Raw genomic sequence first — 16090 nt, 5'->3', positions numbered from 1 at the left:
ACAGGTTTCGAGGAGGAATAGGGAAATGGCTGAAGTACTCGTCCTCGTCGACCACGTCGACGGTGAAGTCAAGAAGGTCACGCTCGAGCTGCTGACCGCCGCTCGTGAACTGGGTGAGCCGTCCGCGGTCGTCGTCGGCCCGACCGGCACCGCCGCCAAGGCGAAGGAAGCCCTCGCCGCGCACGGCGCCGCCAAGGTGTACGTCGCCGAGGGCGACAACGCCACCGGCTTCCTGGTCACCCCGAAGGTGGATGTCCTCGCCGCGCTCGCGGAGCGGACCTCCCCGGCGGCCGTGCTCGTCGCGGCCAGCGCCGAGGGCAAGGAGGTGTCCGCCCGTGTCGCGGTCCGCCTCGGCTCCGGTCTGCTGTACGACGCCGTCGGCGTGAACAGCGACGGCAGCGTGGACCAGTCCATCTTCGGTGGCGCGTTCTCCGTGAAGTCCAAGTCCACCAAGGGTGTCCCGGTCATCTCGGTCCGCCCCGGCGCGGTCGAGGCCGCCCCGGCCGAAGGCGCGGCCGCCGAGGAGACCGTCGAGGTCCCCGCGGGCGACCCGGCGAAGTCCGCCAAGATCACCGGCGTCGAGCCGATCGTCGGCGGCGACCGGCCGGAGCTGACCGAGGCCTCGGTCGTCGTCTCCGGTGGCCGCGGTGTCGGCTCGGCCGACAAGTTCGACGTCGTCGAGACGCTCGCCGACTCGCTCGGTGCCGCCGTCGGTGCTTCCCGCGCCGCCGTCGACTCGGGCTACTACCCGGCGCAGTTCCAGGTCGGCCAGACCGGTAAGACGGTTTCGCCGCAGCTGTACATCGCGCTGGGCATCTCCGGTGCGATCCAGCACCGGGCCGGTATGCAGACCTCGAAGACCATCATCGCGGTCAACAAGGACGCCGAGGCGCCGATCTTCGAGATCGCCGACTTCGGTGTGGTGGGCGACCTGTTCAACGTCGCGCCGCAGCTGACCGAAGAGGTCCGGAAGCGCAAGGGCTGAGTCCTACGTCCGAAGCGGGGCCGTCCGGGATTTCTTTCCCGGGCGGCCCCTTTTCTGTGATCCGAAAGTGATCTTCCAGCCTGAGAGAACCCTGAGAACCCGCAATTAACTGAACGTGCACTAATCGGCCATCAGGCGCATTGTCGTTGGTACCCCCCGAGGGGTAGACCTTGGTTATGACGACGTCACAGCTCCTCGTCAGTACTGACCAGGCAGGTGTCGAACTCCCGGCCGACGCGCCGCGTTACTCCCTCCTCGTGGCGAACGGGAACGAAGAAGTCGTTGCCGCGCAACGCCTTCGATATCAGGTGTTCGCCGAGGAAATGGGCGCGACGCTCAATTCGCTCGAACCCGGCCTCGACGTCGACTACTTCGACGAGTTCTGCGATCACCTCGTGGTGCGGGACGACAACACCGGCGAGATCGTGGGCACGTACCGGATGTTGCCGCCCGATCGGGCCGCGCGGGCGGGAAAGCTTTACTCCGACAGCGAATTCGATCTCACCGCGCTCGATTCGCTGCGTCCTTCGCTGGTCGAGACGGGCCGCTCGTGCGTGCACCCCGACCATCGCAGCGGAGCCGTGGTGAGCCTCGTCTGGGCGGGGATCGGGCGCTACATGCTGCTGGCGGGCCACCGGTACCTCGCGGGCTGCGCCTCCGTGCCGCTGACCGACGGCGGGGCGTACGCGGCAGGTGTCTGGGATGTCCTGCGCGCCAAGCACTATGCGGACGAATCCCTCCGCGTGACGCCGTTGAACCCTTGGCGGACCGAGGATCTCGAACGGCCGAGCCGCGCGATCCTCCCGCCGCTCATCAAGGGCTACACGCGCCTTGGCGCGAAAATCTACGGCCCGCCCGCGCTCGACGCGGATTTCGGTGTCGCGGACTTCTTCGTCCTGCTGGATCTGCACAACGTCGACGAGCGATACCTCAAGTTCTTCCTGGGAGTGCAGGGATGACTCACGCCTGGATGCCGAAGTCGCCGTGCGGCGACGGCTGCCTGAGCGAAGGGGCGCCGACGGTGGCGTTCCCCCGGCGCGTCCTGCGGTTCACCGCGGCGATCGGCGTCATCTTCGGTGCTTTCCTGTCGGCCCCGCTGGTGCTCGTGTTGCGTGGCATGCCCCGGGAACGGTTGGTACGCCTGCTTTTCGTGGGGATCCTTCGCTCGTTCGGGGTGAAGCTGCGCGTGCTCGGCGACGAGCGGTTCCGCGCCGTGCCCGGCCGCGGCGCGCTGGTGGTGAACAACCACATCTCGTGGCTGGACATCATCGCGGTCAACGCCGTCCAGCCGATGCGGGCGCTCGCCAAGAAGGAGGTCGGCACCTGGCCGGTGCTCGGCCTGCTGGTGCGCCGCGGCGGCAGCATCTTCCTCGACCGGGAGAACCTGCGCAGCCTGCCCGCGACGATGGACGAACTCGCCGACGCGATGCGCGGCGGATCACTCGTCAGCGTGACGCCGGAGGGCACCACCTGGTGCGGTCTGGGTTCGGGCCGGTTCCGCCCGGCGACCTTCCAGGCCGCGATCGACGGCGGGGTCCCGGTGCGGCCGCTCGCGCTGCGCTTCCGGCTCGCCGACGGGCGGGAGACGACCCAGCCGGCGTTCATCGGGCCGGAGTCGCTCATCGCCTCGCTGCGCCGGGTCGCGGCGCTGCGCGGTCTGGTGCTGGAGGTGCACGTGTGCCCGGAGATCGCGCCGGGTCGCGCCTCGGACCGGCGGGAACTGGCCCTGCTGGCGGAATCCGCGGTGCAGGCGGCGCTCGGGCGGGTGCAGATCCCGGTGCAGCGGCGGCGTCGCGTTGCGGCTCCGTTCCCGGCTCCGGTCGCCCCTTCGGCGCCTTCGGCTTCCGAGACGGTCTCTCCCTAGCGCGCGTGCAATGAAGGGGCCTTTCATTGCAAAATTTGCAATGAAAGGCCCCTTCATTGCAGCCGCCGGCGGGCTCGCGCGCTGTCAGTCGAAGGTCAGCGTGATCTTCCCGCCCGCGTGACCCGTGGCGCTTTCCCGGTGCGCCTCGGCGGCATCGGCGAGCGCGTAGCTGGAGCCCAGCTTCAGCTTCAGGTCCCGCGCGACCAGATCCTCGAGCACCGCCCCGCTTTCCGAGCCGCCCGCCGAGAACTTCAGCCCCTGCGCGTACGCCGACGGGTCGGCGATGGTGATCAGCCGCTCGGGTGATCCGAGCAGTTCGACGGACTCACCCAGAACACCGAAGCCCGCCGCGTCGAACACCGCGTCGACACCGTCCGGCGCCACCGACCGGACCCGCGACACCCAGCCGTCGCCGTATTTCACCGGCACCGCGCCGAGTTCCTTCACCTCGTCCAGAGACGAAGCGCCGGCGAGCCCGATGACCGTGGCGCCGAGTGCGACGGCGGCCTGGGTGGCGATCCGGCCGACCTGGCCGCTCGCGCCGTGGATCACCACCGTCTCGCCCGGTTTGACCTCGAGTTCCCCCAGCACCCGCAAGGCCGTCTCACCGACGATGGGCAGCGAGGCGGCCACGGGCCACGAAAGCCCGGCGGGTTTGCGGATGACCTTGGTCGCCAGCGCGTACTCCGCGTACGTGCCGGTGTCGGACCAGCCGAAGACCTCGTCACCGACGGCGAAACCGGCGCCTTCGCCCACCGCGTCCACCACACCCGCCAGTTCCAGGCCGAGGATGTGCGGGAACTCGACCGGGCGGATCTCCGCCATGGCGCCGGACCGGATCTTCCAGTCGATCGGGTTGACACCGGCGGCCTTGACCGCGACCCGCACCTGGCCAGGGCCGGGCTCCGGCAGCGGGACCTCGGCAAGCCCCAGGACGTCCGCTTCGCCGTACTGGGTGATGGTGATCGCTCGCATGTTCGCTCCTATCGGGATTTCTTCGCTGCGATCAGTCAAGCGGCGCCCGGACCTCGCCCGAACCAGTCGGACGAGCAGTGTTCACTAGCCGGGAGAGCAGCGTCCCCGCGCCGAGCCGCGCCTACTGTGGACTCATGGACCCGCTGCACGTGTTGAGCCAGGTCGAGTACATGCTCGCCGCTCCGCGCCCCGAACTCCTGCCGCGTTTCTCCGCGACGGCCGCGGCCGTACTGCCGCATCGCGCGGCGGCCATGGAGACCGGTGACTGCTCCCGCCTTCCGATCAAGGTCCACGGCGATCCGGCGATCACCGGCGCGGTCACGAGCGCGGAGCTCCAGCGGCTCGGCTCGCTCGGCGTTCCGGGCCAGGCGGTGGTCACCGAGGAGACACTCGGCGGGAAACGCCGGAAACTGGTCGTCCTGACCTCGGCCCCGGTGATCGGCAAGGGCGCGATGATCGCGCTCGTCCCCACCGAGGACGCGCCCGCGGACGGCGCGCTCGAGTTCGTCGCCAAGCTGTGGGACATCGTCAGCGTGAACGCGGCCCAGCGCGCCTCCGACCCCGAACCCGCGGTCCTGGAGAGCAACATCGCGGCGGCGACCGCCCGGGCGCGGGCGATCACCGATCTGGGACAGACCCACGCGACCGCGTTGACGTCGTTGCTCTCGGTGCTGCGATCACGGCGGCTCGGCGACGCCGCCGCCCGGCAAGCCGCGACCGACCTCGCCGCGACCGCACTGGTCGAACTGCGCTCGATCGCGGACCGCGATCAGGAACTCTCGGCGGAGCCGGCGTCGGAGGCGTTCGACACCCTTGTCACGCAGCTGGATCCCTTGGTGCGCCACAACGACGTGACCGTCGAGCTCGCCGGGCCCGGTGACGGACGGCCGCTCCCGCAGGACATCGCGCACACCGCGCGCACGGTCTCGCGCGGCCTCGTGCTCTCCGCGCTGGAGCGGGGCAGCGCCCGGGTCCGGGCGTCCTGGCGGATCGACGGGGAGACGCTCCGGGTCACCGTGCGGGACGACGGCCCGGACGTCGCCCGCGCCGTGCCCGCCACCGGTCTCACCGAGCGGATCACCCCGCTCGGCGGACGCTGGGAGGTCGACGCGGTACCCGATTGGGGTGCCACGATCACCGCCGTCCTGCCGTTGGGCGTCCAGGAAACGCCGGAACTGCGCCCGCTCGATCGGCTGAACCCGCGTGAACTCGAAGTCCTCGCCGGGATCTCGCGCGGGAAGCGGAACCGGCAGATCGCCGAAGAGCTGGCGCTGACCGAACACACGGTGAAGTTCCACGTGCGGAAGATCCTCGGGAAGCTGGAAGTCACCTCGCGCGGCGAGGCCGCCGTGCTGGCCCGTGAGCTGCGCCTGGAGTCCGTCAGCGCTTGACCTCCACCGAACTGGAGGTTGCAGGCTCGTCGTATGACGATCACTGGGGACAAGGCCAAGCCGAAGGGTGTGCTCTGGACACCTGAACACCGCGTGACCACGATCGGGCTGCTGCTCATGGTCACCCTCATCGCGTTCGAGAGCATGGGCGTCGCCACCGCGATGCCGACGATGGTGGCCGATCTCGACGGCCTCGCGCTGTACGCCTGGCCCTTCACCACCTTCCTGGTCGCCAGCGTGGTCGCGACCGTCCTTTCCGGACGCCTCGGTGACCGCAAGGGCCCGGCGCCCGCGCTGCTCGCCGGTACCGCGCTGTTCGCCGCCGGGCTGCTGGTCGCGGGGCTCGCTCACGACATGCCGCTGCTCCTACTCGGCAGGGGATTGCAGGGTTTCGGTTCCGGTCTTCTGCTGGTCTCGGTGTCGCTGCTGATCGCGCTCACCTTCAGCGACCGCGAACGCCCGGTGATCTACGCCGCCAACGCCGCCGCGTGGGTGCTGCCCGCGGTGATCGGTCCCTCGATCGCGGGAGTGGTGACCGTGAGCCTCGGCTGGCGCTGGGTGTTCCTGGGACTGATCCCGCTCACCGGGATCGGGCTCGCGTTGCTGGTCCTGGTCACGCGCAAGCTGCCCGTCCACGTACCTGGCGAATCCGCCGGCCGGGCCGGGATCGTGCCCGCGGTGGTCGCCGCCCTCGGCGTCGCCGCGCTCACCTGGGCGGCGCAGCACCCGTCCCTCGCGGCGCTGGCCTACGGCGGCGCCGGTCTCTTCGCCCTCGCGTACGCCCTCCGCAAACTCCTGCCCGCCGGCACACTGACGTCGCGGCCGGGGTTGCCGACAGTGATCGCCTCGCGAGCACTGATCGCGGGCGCGTACGCCGGGATGGAGGCGTACCTGCCGCTCACGATGACCGAGGTCCACGGCTACAGCCCCGCGCTGGCCGGGCTGCCGCTCACGGTGACCGCGCTGGGCTGGTCGGCGGGCTCGATGCTGCAGGGCCGCATGCTGGACTGGTCGCGCGAAGCGTCCCTTCGGACCGGGTTCGCGCTGGTCGCGGCCGGTTTGGCGATCTTCGTCTTCGTCCCGCTGCCCTCGTTCCCCAGCTGGATGGCGTTCGTGGCGTCGGCGGTGGGCGGCGCCGGGATGGGTATCGCGATGCCCGCGATCTCGGTGCTGCTGCTCCGCTACTCGCCGGAGGCCGAACGCGGCTTCAACACCTCGGCGCTGCAGCTCGGCGACTGGGTCGGATCGGCTCTGACCATCGGTTTGGGTGGAGTTCTGCTCGCTTCCCTGGCGTCGGCGAAAGAGCCTTCGGTGGCGATCGTGGTGCTTTCGGTCGTGCTGACCGGCATCGCGTTGCTCGGGGTGCGGGTGACCGGCCGGTGGCCGTCCGGTATGAGCGGCGCCACCCGCTGAGCAGGGTGGGCTTGGTCACGCCCCGGAGCGGGCTACCCTGAAGGGTGCGATGACCTATCTCGACCACGCGGCGACCACCCCGATGTTGCCCGAAGCCGTAGCGGCGATGTCAGAGGCGCTGTCCACAGTGGGCAACGCCTCCGCGCTGCATTCCTCGGGGCGCCGGGCCCGCCGCCGGGTCGAAGAAGCTCGCGAAGTGATCGCGGAGGCGCTGGGCGCCCGGCCGTCCGAGGTGATCTTCACCGCCGGCGGCACCGAGAGCGACAACCTCGCGGTCAAGGGCATCTTCTGGGCCCGCAACGGCGAAGATCCGCGGCGGAACAGGGTGCTGTGCAGCACCGTCGAGCACCACGCCGTCCTCGAGTCCGTCGAGTGGCTGGAGCAGCACGCGGACGCCGAGATCGTCTGGGTCGAGGTCGACCAGGCCGGCCGGGTGACCCCCCAGGCGCTGCGCACCGCCATCGGCGACAGCCCCGAGACGGTCGCGCTGGCCACCTTGATGTGGGCGAACAACGAGGTCGGCACGGTCAACCCGATCGCCGCGCTCGCCGCCGTCTGCGCCGAACACGACATCCCGCTGCACACCGACGCCGTGCAGGCCGTCGGCGCGGTGCCGGTCGACTTCGCCGAGAGCGGCGCGGCCGCGCTGACCCTCACCGCGCACAAACTGGGCGGCCCATACGGCGTCGGCGCGCTGCTGCTCGGCCGCGACACCGCGTGCGTGCCGGTCCTGCACGGCGGCGGCCAGGAGCGAGCGGTGCGTTCGGGCACCCTCGACGTCCCCGCGGTGATCGCGTTCGCGACGGCGGTGAAGGCCACGGTCGAAGGCCGCGAGGAGTACGCCAAACGCGTCGCCGAACTGCGGGACGACCTGATCGAGGCCGTCCGGCGCGAGGTGCCGGACGTGGTGCTCAACGGCGGCGAGGGCGAGCGCCTGCCCACGCACGCCCACTTCACCTTCCCCGGTTGCGCGGGTGACAGCCTGTTGATGCTCTTGGACGCCAAGGGCATCGAATGTTCCACCGGTTCGGCCTGCACGGCGGGTGTCGCGCAGCCGAGCCACGTGCTGCTGGCCATGGGCGCCGAACCCGCGTCCGCGCGCGGATCGCTGCGGTTCTCGTTCGGGCATACCTCGGCACCGGAAGACGTTGAAGCGGTTTCGAAGGAGATCGCGGGCGTCGTCGACAGGGCGAGGCAGGCGGGACTCGCCGGAATGCGCAAGCAGACGCAGAAGCAAGAGGTGTGAGGAAGATGCGCGTACTGGCCGCGATGAGCGGGGGAGTGGACTCGGCGGTGGCCGCCGCGCGCGCCGTGGACGCCGGGCACGAGGTCGTCGGCGTGCACCTGGCACTGTCGGCGAAGCCCGGCACGCTGCGCACCGGATCCCGGGGCTGCTGCACGATCGAGGACTCGGGCGACGCACGACGCGCCGCGGACATCCTCGGCATCCCGTTCTACATCTGGGACTTCGCCGAGCGGTTCACCGAAGAGGTCATCGAAACCTTCGTCGGCGAGTACGCCGCGGGCCGGACGCCCAATCCGTGCGTCACCTGCAACGAGAAGATCAAGTTCGAAGCGTTGCTGGACAAGGCGATGGCGCTCGGCTTCGACGCGGTCGCCACCGGGCACTACGCCCGTCTGTCCCTTGTGGACGGTGTGCCGGAGCTGCGGCGCAGCGTCGATTCGGGCAAGGACCAGTCCTACGTGCTGGCCTCGCTCACGCCGGAGCAGCTGCGGCATTCGCTGTTCCCGCTGGGCGACTCGTGGAAGACCGACGTGCGTGCCGAGGCCGCGAGCCGTGGCCTTTCGGTCGCGAAGAAGCCGGACAGCCACGACATCTGCTTCATCCCGGACGGCGACACCAAGAGCTTCCTGGAGAAGCGGCTCGGTCAGCGTCCCGGGCAGCTCGTCGACGCCGAGACCGGCGCCGTGCTCGGTGAGCACACCGGCGTGCACGGGTTCACCGTCGGCCAGCGCAAGGGACTCGGCATCGAGGCGCCGGCGCCGGACGGGCGGCCGCGCTACGTGCTTTCGCTGGAGCCGGTTTCGGGCACCGTGAAGGTCGGTTCCGCGCGGGACCTCGGCGTGAACGTGATCGAGGCGGACCGCCCGATCTGGCCGAGCGAGCGGCCGCTGGACGGCCCGATCGAGTGTGTCGTGCAGGTACGCGCGCACGGCGGGATCGTCGAGGCCGTCGCTGAGGTTTCGGGCGACTCGGTGACCATTCAGCTTCGTGAGCCGCTGCGCGGCGTCGCGCCTGGGCAGGTCGTCGTGCTGTACCGCACCGACGCGGTCGAAGGCGACCTCGTGCTCGGCAGCGCGAAGATCTCGGGGACCCGCTAACCCCTTCCGCAACTCGGCACCTGGTTGCGGTCCTTGCGCGTGCAACTACCGCAACCAGATGACTGATTGCGGCGGAGGTCAGAGCTTCAGCTTGAAGCCGGTGTGCGTGGCTTCGAAACCGAGGCGCTCGTAGAACCGGTGCGCGTCCTCGCGTTTCACGTCCGACGTCAGCTGCACGAGGGCACAGCCCCGCCGCCGTGATTCGTCGACGGCCCACCTCATCAGGTCGCCGCCGAGTCCGGAGCCGCGGTGGCTCGCCCGCACCCGCACGGCCTCGATCTGTCCGCGCAGCGCGCCTTTCCTCGCCAGGCCCGGAATGATCGACAGCTGGAGCGTGCCGACGACGGCCTCCCCGCCGTCGTCGGCGACGATCAGCAGCTGCGCCGGATCGGCGTCGATCTCCTCGAAGGCCTTCAGATACGGCGTGAGGTCGTCGGCGGAATCGCGGGTGCTGCCGATCTGGTCGTCGGCGAGCATCCCGACGATCGCCGCGACGTCTTCCCGGCGCGCTTGACGGATGATCATGAGGCGTAGTGTCGCACTCCGTCGGTCTCGGTCGCGGTCAGTTTCCCCTGGGCCACCAGCAGATCCAGATGCGAACCGGTCTCGAGGACGGCGAGCATCTGGTTGAACGGGTCCATTTCGCCGAGCTTGCGCTGCCTTCGCGTCCAGCCGAGGCGCAGCGCGACCTCGTACGCAGTCGTGACGTCCGCGGTGATCTCGGCGCCCATGACCTCGAGCCGGTCTCGGTGGTGCTCCAGCAGCGCGTCGACGCGGGCGTGGACGCTGTCGGTGACGGGGCCGTGCGCGGGGAGCATGCGCCGGTCCGGCATCCCGCGCACCAGGCGCAGGGAGTCGAGGTAGTCGCGCAGCGGCAGTTCGGCGGGCACCGGCTGGAATCCGATGGACGGCGTGATGTGCGGCAGTACGTGGTCGCCGGAGAACACCAGCCCCGCCTCGTCGTCGACGAAGACGACGTGCCCGGCCGTGTGGCCCGGCGTGTGCACGACGTCGAACTCGCGGCCGGGCACGATCGCGCGTTTGCCGGAGGTGAGCCATTCGTCCGGCTGCTCCCACAGATGCGCCTCGGTGTGCCGGACGCCGCCGAAGGCCCTGGCCAGCTCCTCGACGACGGGTCCGGCGCCACAGCGTTCGAGCAGGCCGACCTGCGCCTCCATCGGGAACCGGTCCGGATCGCCGGAGCGCGTCAGCGACGGCTCTTCCAGCTTCCCGAGCCCGAGCTTGCCGCCGAATTCGCGGCGCAGTTCCACGGCGAGGGTGTAGTGATCACGATGCACGTGGGTGATCAGGAATTCGTCGATGTCGCCGAGGTCGGCGCCGAGCGCCTTCAACCCGCGCGAAAGCCGCTCGCGGGCGGACTCCAGCGCCCAGCCCGAGTCGACGAGGACCAGACGGGTGCCGTCGGTGACGACGTAGACGTTGACCGCGCGCAGCGCGTCCTGCGGCAGGGGCAGCGGGATCCGGTGGATCCCTGGCGAAACCGTGTAGACGCCTGGCTCGGCCCAGTCCCGCTCGCCGTCTTCGGGCAACGGCTCCATGGTGACCTCCGTCCCGGACGCACTCCAGCGTGCCGCCCCAGTCCCTCCACCTTGAGCCGCCGGAAGCCGAGTGTCCACTTGTGCGGGTGAGACCCCGGTCACCTTGGTCGTGAGTGGCGTTTCGGGTTAGAACCCGAAACGCCACTCACGACCAAGGTGAGCCACTCGCGACGGTGCGAGAAGGCCTCCCTCAGCCCTTGTCGTCCTGCTTCAGCGCGGTGTCGATGGTCAGCGCCGAGGCGACCACCATCGAAGCCAGCGGATCCCGTAGCGGCCGGTGGATCTCGACGACGTAGTTGTCGGCGGTGGTGAAGGCGGCCTTCACGAATCCGCCCCAGGTCTTGGTGATCCGCGCGATCTCGACGTCGGCGTCGTCCTTGACGACGAAGTTCCACGCCCGCCAGTTCTCGGCGAAGATGCCGCCGATCTTCCGGCCGTCGACCACGAACCCCAGCCGGATCTTGCCGAAGACGTTCTCCTGCACGATCTCGCCGATCGGGGAGTCGTCGGCCTTCGTCACCAGGAACCGGGATTTGAACACCTTCGCCGGCCGCGTCACCTTCAGCACGGTGCTGTGGTTCGCGTCGCGGATCTCGAAGCGGTGGGTGAGGAACTGGTCGTAGTTCGTGAGCAGCCGGATGGCCTTCTTCAACGTGCTCTGGCCGACTTGGACGACGCCGCCGAGGCGGTTGCCGTGCTGGTCGAACACCCCGAACTCGTTCGACATCTCGATGAGTTTCGCGCGCTGGTTGACCACCAGCACGGGTTCGGAGAACAGGGTGCCGCCGCCGGTGGCCCCGCCGCTCCTGCCTTGGGTCCCCCTCGCCGCCTGCGCCCGGACCTTCGCCGGGTCGTGCACGCCTTCGATGTCCAGTTCGATCATCTCGGCGTCGTGCGAAGGCCGCGTGTTCGCGGTCCAGGCCTGCCCGTCCCACCACCGGTACATCCGGGGGTTCTGCTGGTCGGGGTACCAGCCGGCGGGCTGTGGAGAGCTCGTCATGGCAGGTCAGAGTAATCCGCTCGGCGCCGTCACGGGCTCGCCGAGGGCAATTGCGTCGAATGTCCGTGTCCTCCCTCGCCCCGCCGTGCTCTCAGGTCGGACCAAGGGGAGAATCCGGGTGTGAACGAACGACCTTGGCCTCTCGGCGCGGCCACCGCGATCGGTTCCCTGCCCGGTACCGACCCGGTCGAGGCCGCTTCGATCGTGTTCGGCGAACTGCCCGAATTCCCCTGTATGCCCGAACTTCCCGCCCGCGGTGTCGGGGCCGACATGATCGGCCGGACGGCGGCGTTGCTGGTCGACCTCGCCGTCGAGGTGGTGCCGAGCGGGTACCGGGTCGCCGCCCGTCCGGGGCACGACCACCGCCGGGCCGTCGACCTGATGAACTGGGACCTCGACGCCGTCCAGGAGGCGAGGGAGAAGGCAGGCGCCGCGCCGCCCGCCTTCAAGATCCAGGTCGCCGGGCCGTGGACACTCGCCGCGAACGTTGAACTCCCGCGCGGGCACCGGATCCTCACCGACAAGGGCGCGCTGCGCGATTTCGCCGCGTCGCTGCTCGACGGACTGGTCGAGCACGTCGCGGAACTGAAGTCGCGTATCGGCGCGCCGGTGGTGATCCAGTTCGACGAACCGTCGCTGCCCGACGTCCTCGCCGGCGACCTCCCGACGGCGTCCGGATACGGCACCGTTCCCGCCGTGCCCGCGCCGGAGGCACGCGACCTGCTTTCGACGGTGATCGCCGGTGCGGAGCGCATCACCGGACAGCCGGTCGCGGTGCACTGCTGCGCGGCGAAGCCACCGATCTCGTTGCTGCGCGCGGCGGGGGCGCAGGCGATCGCCTTCGACTTCACCTTGCTGAAAGGTGCTTCGCCCGCGCAGCTCGACGAGATCGGCGAGACGCTGGACTCCGGGACGACGTTGATGCTCGGGCTCGTCCCCACGACCGATCCCGGCGTGCCGGTGGAGCTGCGTGACTTGGTCACGCCCGTGTTCAAACTCGTCGACCGGCTGGGTTTCCGCCGCGAGATCCTCGCCGAACGGGTCGTGCCGACCCCGGCGTGCGGCCTCGCTGGGGCCACCCCCGACTGGATGCGCCGCGCGCTCACGCTCAGCCGGGAGGCGGGCAAGGCTTTCACCGAACCGCCTGAAGGCTGGTGAACGGCGCGGTAGCGTGCCTCTCATGCGTTTGTTCCGCCGACCTCGTAAGTCCGAGGACGTTCCCGACCCCCGCACCGCCTGGCCGGAGCAGCCGGTCCCCGAGGACGCCGCCGCCGCGGCGGCGGCCTTCTGGGAGGCGTGGTTGGCCCTCCTGCCGGAGGTCAGCGCCGCCCTCGGCGACCGTGAACCGCACCGGGTGGAACACGACCTCTGCACCATCGTCGAGGCGCTGCATCCCCGGCTGCACTTCTCGCTCGACCGGGGGCACCGGGCGATCTACTCGCTGGTGCTGACCGGCCAGGAGGATCCGGAACTGCGCCCGTACACCGACGCGTGGAAGGCCGCGGCGCCGCCGGAGGACGCCATCTGGGAGTACCACGACTCCGTGCCGCCGGTCCCCGATCCGAGTGAGGTCACCGTCAACCTCGGCGAGACCCGCATCGCGCTCGCCGACGTGCGGGTGACCGCGAAGGTGGACGAATCAGCCGGACGGGTGGACGTGACCGTGTTCCATCCGCTGATCGACGAGCTCGCGCCGGAGACCCGGACGACCATGACCTTCCTCCCGCTGGACGCCACGCTGGGTGAGCGGGTCGCGGCCGAACGGCTGCGCAAGGTCGAGCTGGTGACCGAGGCCCAGGACGGGCAGCTGACCCTGCTGGAACTGCGCGAGGTGGTCGGCAGGCTGTCCGGAAATGTCGGTACCCCCGACTAGAGTCACCTCCGTGAGCAGCGAACTTCCCGAAAACCCCGAGCCGGCGCAGGACGTCACGGACGTGCCGGCCGACGTCCGTGAAAGGCATGCCGAACTGGCGGAGGAGATCCGCGGTCACCAGTTCCGGTACTACGTGCTGGATTCACCGATCGTGTCCGACGGCCAGTTCGACGAACTGCTCAACGAACTCCAGGCCATCGAGGACGAGCATCCCGGGCTGGTGACGCCGGAGTCGCCGACGCAGAACGTCGGCGGCACCTTCTCCACCGAGTTCGTCGCGCACGACCACCTCGAGCGCATGCTCAGCCTGGACAACGTGTTCGACACCGAGGAGTTCGAAGCCTGGGTCGAGCGGGTCCAGAAGGAGATCGGCGCGACGAAGTACCTCGCCGAACTGAAGATCGACGGGCTCGCGATCAACCTGCTGTACGAGAACGGCCGCCTGACCCGGGCGCTGACCAGGGGCGACGGCCGCACCGGAGAGGACGTCACGCTCAACGTCCGCACGCTCGAGCAGGTGCCTGAGCGGCTGACGGCGACGGACGAGTTCCCGGTGCCCGCGCTGGTCGAGGTCCGCGGCGAGGTGTACTTCCGCGTCGAGGACTTCCTCGCGCTCAACGCGAAGATGGTCGAGGCGGGCAAGGATCCGTACGCGAACCCGCGCAACACCGCCGCCGGATCGTTGCGGCAGAAGGATCCCAAGATCACGAAGTCCCGCAACCTGCGGCTGATCTGCCACGGTCTCGGCAAACGTGAGGGCTTCGAGCCGAAGCGGCAGTCCGAGGCGTACGACGCGCTGGCCGCGTGGGGGCTGCCGGTCTCGCCGCACAGCAAGGTGCTCGGTTCGGGCAAGGAACTGCTGGCGCACATCGAATACTGGGGCGAGCACCGGCACGACGCCGAGCACGAGATCGACGGCGTCGTCATCAAGGTCGACGAGGTCGCGCTGCAACGCCGTCTCGGGACGACCTCGCGGGCGCCGCGCTGGGCGATCGCCTACAAGTACCCGCCGGAAGAGGCGATCACGACCCTGCTGGACATCCAGGTCAACGTCGGCCGCACCGGGCGGGTCACCCCGTTCGCGGTGATGGAGCCGGTGAAGGTGGCCGGGTCCACGGTGGCGATGGCGACGCTGCACAACCAGGAAGAGGTCAAACGGAAGGGCGTGCTGATCGGGGACAAGGTCGTCATCCGCAAGGCGGGCGACGTCATCCCCGAGGTGCTCGGCCCGGTCGCCGACGCGCGCACCGGCGAAGAGCGCGAGTTCGTCATGCCGTTGCGCTGCCCCAACTGCGACACCGAACTGGCGTACCAGAAGGAGGGCGACATCGACATCCGTTGCCCGAATTCGCGGTCGTGCCCGGCGCAGCTGCGGGAGCGGCTGTTCCATCTCGGCGGCCGGGGCGCGTTCGACATCGAGGTGCTCGGCTACGAGGCCGCGGTGGCGATCCTGGACGCCGGTGTCGTGCACGACGAGGGCGACATCTTCGATCTGGACGAGGAAAAGCTGCTCCAGGTGGAGCTGTTCCGCACCAAGGCGGGGGAGCTGTCGGCCAACGGGCGCAAGCTGCTGGACAACCTGGAGACGGTGAAGGACCGTCCACTGTGGAAGGTCATCGTCGGCCTGTCGATCCGGCACGTCGGCCCGACGGCGGCGCAGGCGCTCGCGCGGGAATTCGGCTCGCTCGAACGGATCGAGAACGCCTCGGAGGAGGAGCTCTCCAGCGTCGACGGCGTCGGCCCGACCATCGCCCGCGCGGCGAAAGAGTGGTTCGAGGTCGACTGGCACCGCGAGATCGTCGAGAAGTGGCGCGCGGCCGGCGTGCGGATGGAGGAGGAGCGCGACGAGTCCATCCCGCGCAACCTCGAAGGCCTGTCGATCGTCGTCACCGGTTCGCTGAACGACTACTCCCGTGACGAGGCCAAGGAATACATCATGGCCCGCGGCGGGAAGGCGGCCGGTTCGGTGTCGAAGAAGACGGCGTTCGTGGTCGTCGGCGACGCGCCGGGCACGAAGTACGACAAGGCCGTCCAGCTGAAGGTGCCGGTGCTCGACGAGAACGGCTTCCGGGTGCTGCTCGAAAGCGGTCCCGAGGCCGCAGCCGAACTCGCGCTGCCGACAGAGGAGGAAAACGGTGAGTGACCTGGAGATCCGGCCCGCCCGCCCCGAGGAGCTGACGGCGGTCGGGGAGCTCACCCTGGCCGCGTACTCCGCGGAACGGAGCCTCGTCGACGGCGTGGGCTACGCCGCCGAACTCCTCGACGCCGCCCGCCGGGCGGAACTGGCGGAACTCCTGGTCGCGGTGGACGGGGACGGCACGCCGGTCGGCACGGTCACCATCGCCCGGCCGGGCACGCCGTTCGCCGAACTGTCCCGCGAGGGCGAACTGGAATTCCGCATGCTCGGGGTGCTGCCCTCGGCGACCGGGCGCGGCATCGGCGAGGCCCTGACCAGGGCGGTCCTCGCGCGGGCGCGGGAACTGGCCGTGGCAAGGGTGGTGCTGTGCAGCCTGGTCACGATGACGCGGGCACATCGGCTCTACGAGCGGCTGGGCTTCGTGCGGCTGCCCGAGCGGGACTGGGAGCCGCATCCCGGCGTGACCCTGATCGCCTACGGCCTGGAGCTCGCCTAAGCCCCCTCCGCCCGTGCAATGAAGGGGCCTTTCATAGCAAAATTTGCAATGAAA

Annotated in this window: 15 protein-coding genes; 11 read left to right on the top strand and 4 right to left on the bottom strand. The window is 69.8% G+C overall.

Going from position 1 to position 16090, the window contains the following annotated elements:
* Positions 1-25: 25 nt before the first annotated feature.
* The 3 genes from DL991_RS25315 (at position 26) to DL991_RS25305 (ending at position 2849) form a co-directional block, all read left to right on the top strand.
* The gene (locus DL991_RS25315) at positions 26-985 is read left to right on the top strand and encodes an electron transfer flavoprotein subunit alpha/FixB family protein (RefSeq protein ID WP_125786804.1); all 960 of its coding nucleotides are present in this window, start codon (positions 26-28) and stop codon (positions 983-985) included.
* Positions 986-1161: 176 nt separating this feature from the next.
* A complete protein-coding gene (locus DL991_RS25310) occupies positions 1162-1944 on the top strand; it encodes a GNAT family N-acetyltransferase (protein WP_125786803.1) in 783 nt (260 codons plus the stop codon).
* Entirely contained in the window at positions 1941-2849 is a 909-nt protein-coding gene (locus tag DL991_RS25305; protein WP_125786802.1) for a 1-acyl-sn-glycerol-3-phosphate acyltransferase, read from the top strand. The genes DL991_RS25310 and DL991_RS25305 overlap by 4 nt, the downstream gene beginning before the upstream one ends.
* Positions 2850-2933: 84 nt before the next feature.
* On the opposite strand, the gene DL991_RS25300 is transcribed toward DL991_RS25305, so the two are convergent.
* Complete coding sequence (locus DL991_RS25300; protein WP_125786801.1) at positions 2934-3824, bottom strand: NADP-dependent oxidoreductase; 891 nt, start codon at positions 3822-3824, stop codon at positions 2934-2936.
* Between the two features lie 134 nt (positions 3825-3958).
* On the opposite strand from DL991_RS25300, the gene DL991_RS25295 reads away from it, so the two are divergent.
* From DL991_RS25295 to mnmA, 4 genes are read left to right on the top strand one after another with little or no spacing between them, the layout of a single operon-like run.
* Positions 3959-5215, top strand: a complete 1257-nt coding sequence (locus DL991_RS25295) for a LuxR C-terminal-related transcriptional regulator (RefSeq protein ID WP_125786800.1) — start codon at positions 3959-3961, stop codon at positions 5213-5215.
* Positions 5216-5248: 33 nt separating this feature from the next.
* On the top strand, positions 5249-6628 hold the full coding sequence (locus tag DL991_RS25290; protein WP_125786799.1) for an MFS transporter: 1380 nt from the start codon (positions 5249-5251) through the stop codon (positions 6626-6628).
* Between the two features lie 49 nt (positions 6629-6677).
* Positions 6678-7874, top strand: a complete 1197-nt coding sequence (locus DL991_RS25285) for a cysteine desulfurase family protein (protein WP_125786798.1) — start codon at positions 6678-6680, stop codon at positions 7872-7874.
* 5 nt (positions 7875-7879) lie between these two features.
* Positions 7880-8971: a tRNA 2-thiouridine(34) synthase MnmA gene (gene mnmA / locus DL991_RS25280; RefSeq protein WP_125786797.1), complete on the top strand. Its 1092-nt coding sequence runs from the start codon at positions 7880-7882 to the stop codon at positions 8969-8971.
* Between the two features lie 78 nt (positions 8972-9049).
* On the opposite strand, the gene DL991_RS25275 is transcribed toward mnmA, so the two are convergent.
* The 3 genes from DL991_RS25275 to DL991_RS25265 all read right to left on the bottom strand — a co-directional run bounded on the left by DL991_RS25275 (position 9050) and on the right by DL991_RS25265 (position 11530).
* Positions 9050-9496, bottom strand: a complete 447-nt coding sequence (locus DL991_RS25275) for a GNAT family N-acetyltransferase (protein ID WP_125786796.1) — start codon at positions 9494-9496, stop codon at positions 9050-9052.
* Positions 9493-10530: an MBL fold metallo-hydrolase gene (locus DL991_RS25270; RefSeq protein WP_125786795.1), complete on the bottom strand. Its 1038-nt coding sequence runs from the start codon at positions 10528-10530 to the stop codon at positions 9493-9495. The genes DL991_RS25275 and DL991_RS25270 overlap by 4 nt, the downstream gene beginning before the upstream one ends.
* Positions 10531-10720: 190 nt before the next feature.
* Positions 10721-11530, bottom strand: coding sequence for a phospholipid scramblase-related protein (locus DL991_RS25265; RefSeq protein WP_125786794.1), 810 nt, complete (start codon positions 11528-11530; stop codon positions 10721-10723).
* Positions 11531-11650: 120 nt separating this feature from the next.
* Between DL991_RS25265 and DL991_RS25260 the strand changes: the two genes are divergently transcribed.
* Genes DL991_RS25260 through DL991_RS25245 form a run of 4 tightly spaced genes read left to right on the top strand, consistent with a single transcriptional unit; the run spans position 11651 to position 16036 of the window.
* The gene (locus DL991_RS25260) at positions 11651-12688 is read left to right on the top strand and encodes a methionine synthase (RefSeq protein WP_125786793.1); all 1038 of its coding nucleotides are present in this window, start codon (positions 11651-11653) and stop codon (positions 12686-12688) included.
* Positions 12689-12710: 22 nt separating this feature from the next.
* The gene (locus DL991_RS25255; RefSeq protein WP_125786792.1) at positions 12711-13403 is read left to right on the top strand and encodes a hypothetical protein; all 693 of its coding nucleotides are present in this window, start codon (positions 12711-12713) and stop codon (positions 13401-13403) included.
* A gap of 10 nt (positions 13404-13413) precedes the next feature.
* Positions 13414-15546, top strand: coding sequence for an NAD-dependent DNA ligase LigA (gene ligA / locus DL991_RS25250; protein ID WP_125786791.1), 2133 nt, complete (start codon positions 13414-13416; stop codon positions 15544-15546).
* The gene (locus DL991_RS25245) at positions 15539-16036 is read left to right on the top strand and encodes a GNAT family N-acetyltransferase (protein ID WP_125786790.1); all 498 of its coding nucleotides are present in this window, start codon (positions 15539-15541) and stop codon (positions 16034-16036) included. Before ligA ends, DL991_RS25245 begins: the two co-directional genes overlap by 8 nt.
* Positions 16037-16090 lie beyond the last annotated feature (54 nt).

The organism is Amycolatopsis sp. WAC 01375, assembly GCF_003947325.1.
GTDB lineage: Bacteria > Actinomycetota > Actinomycetes > Mycobacteriales > Pseudonocardiaceae > Amycolatopsis.
Note: the sequence above shows the minus strand (reverse complement) of the source record. Positions and strands in the feature narration are given on the sequence as shown.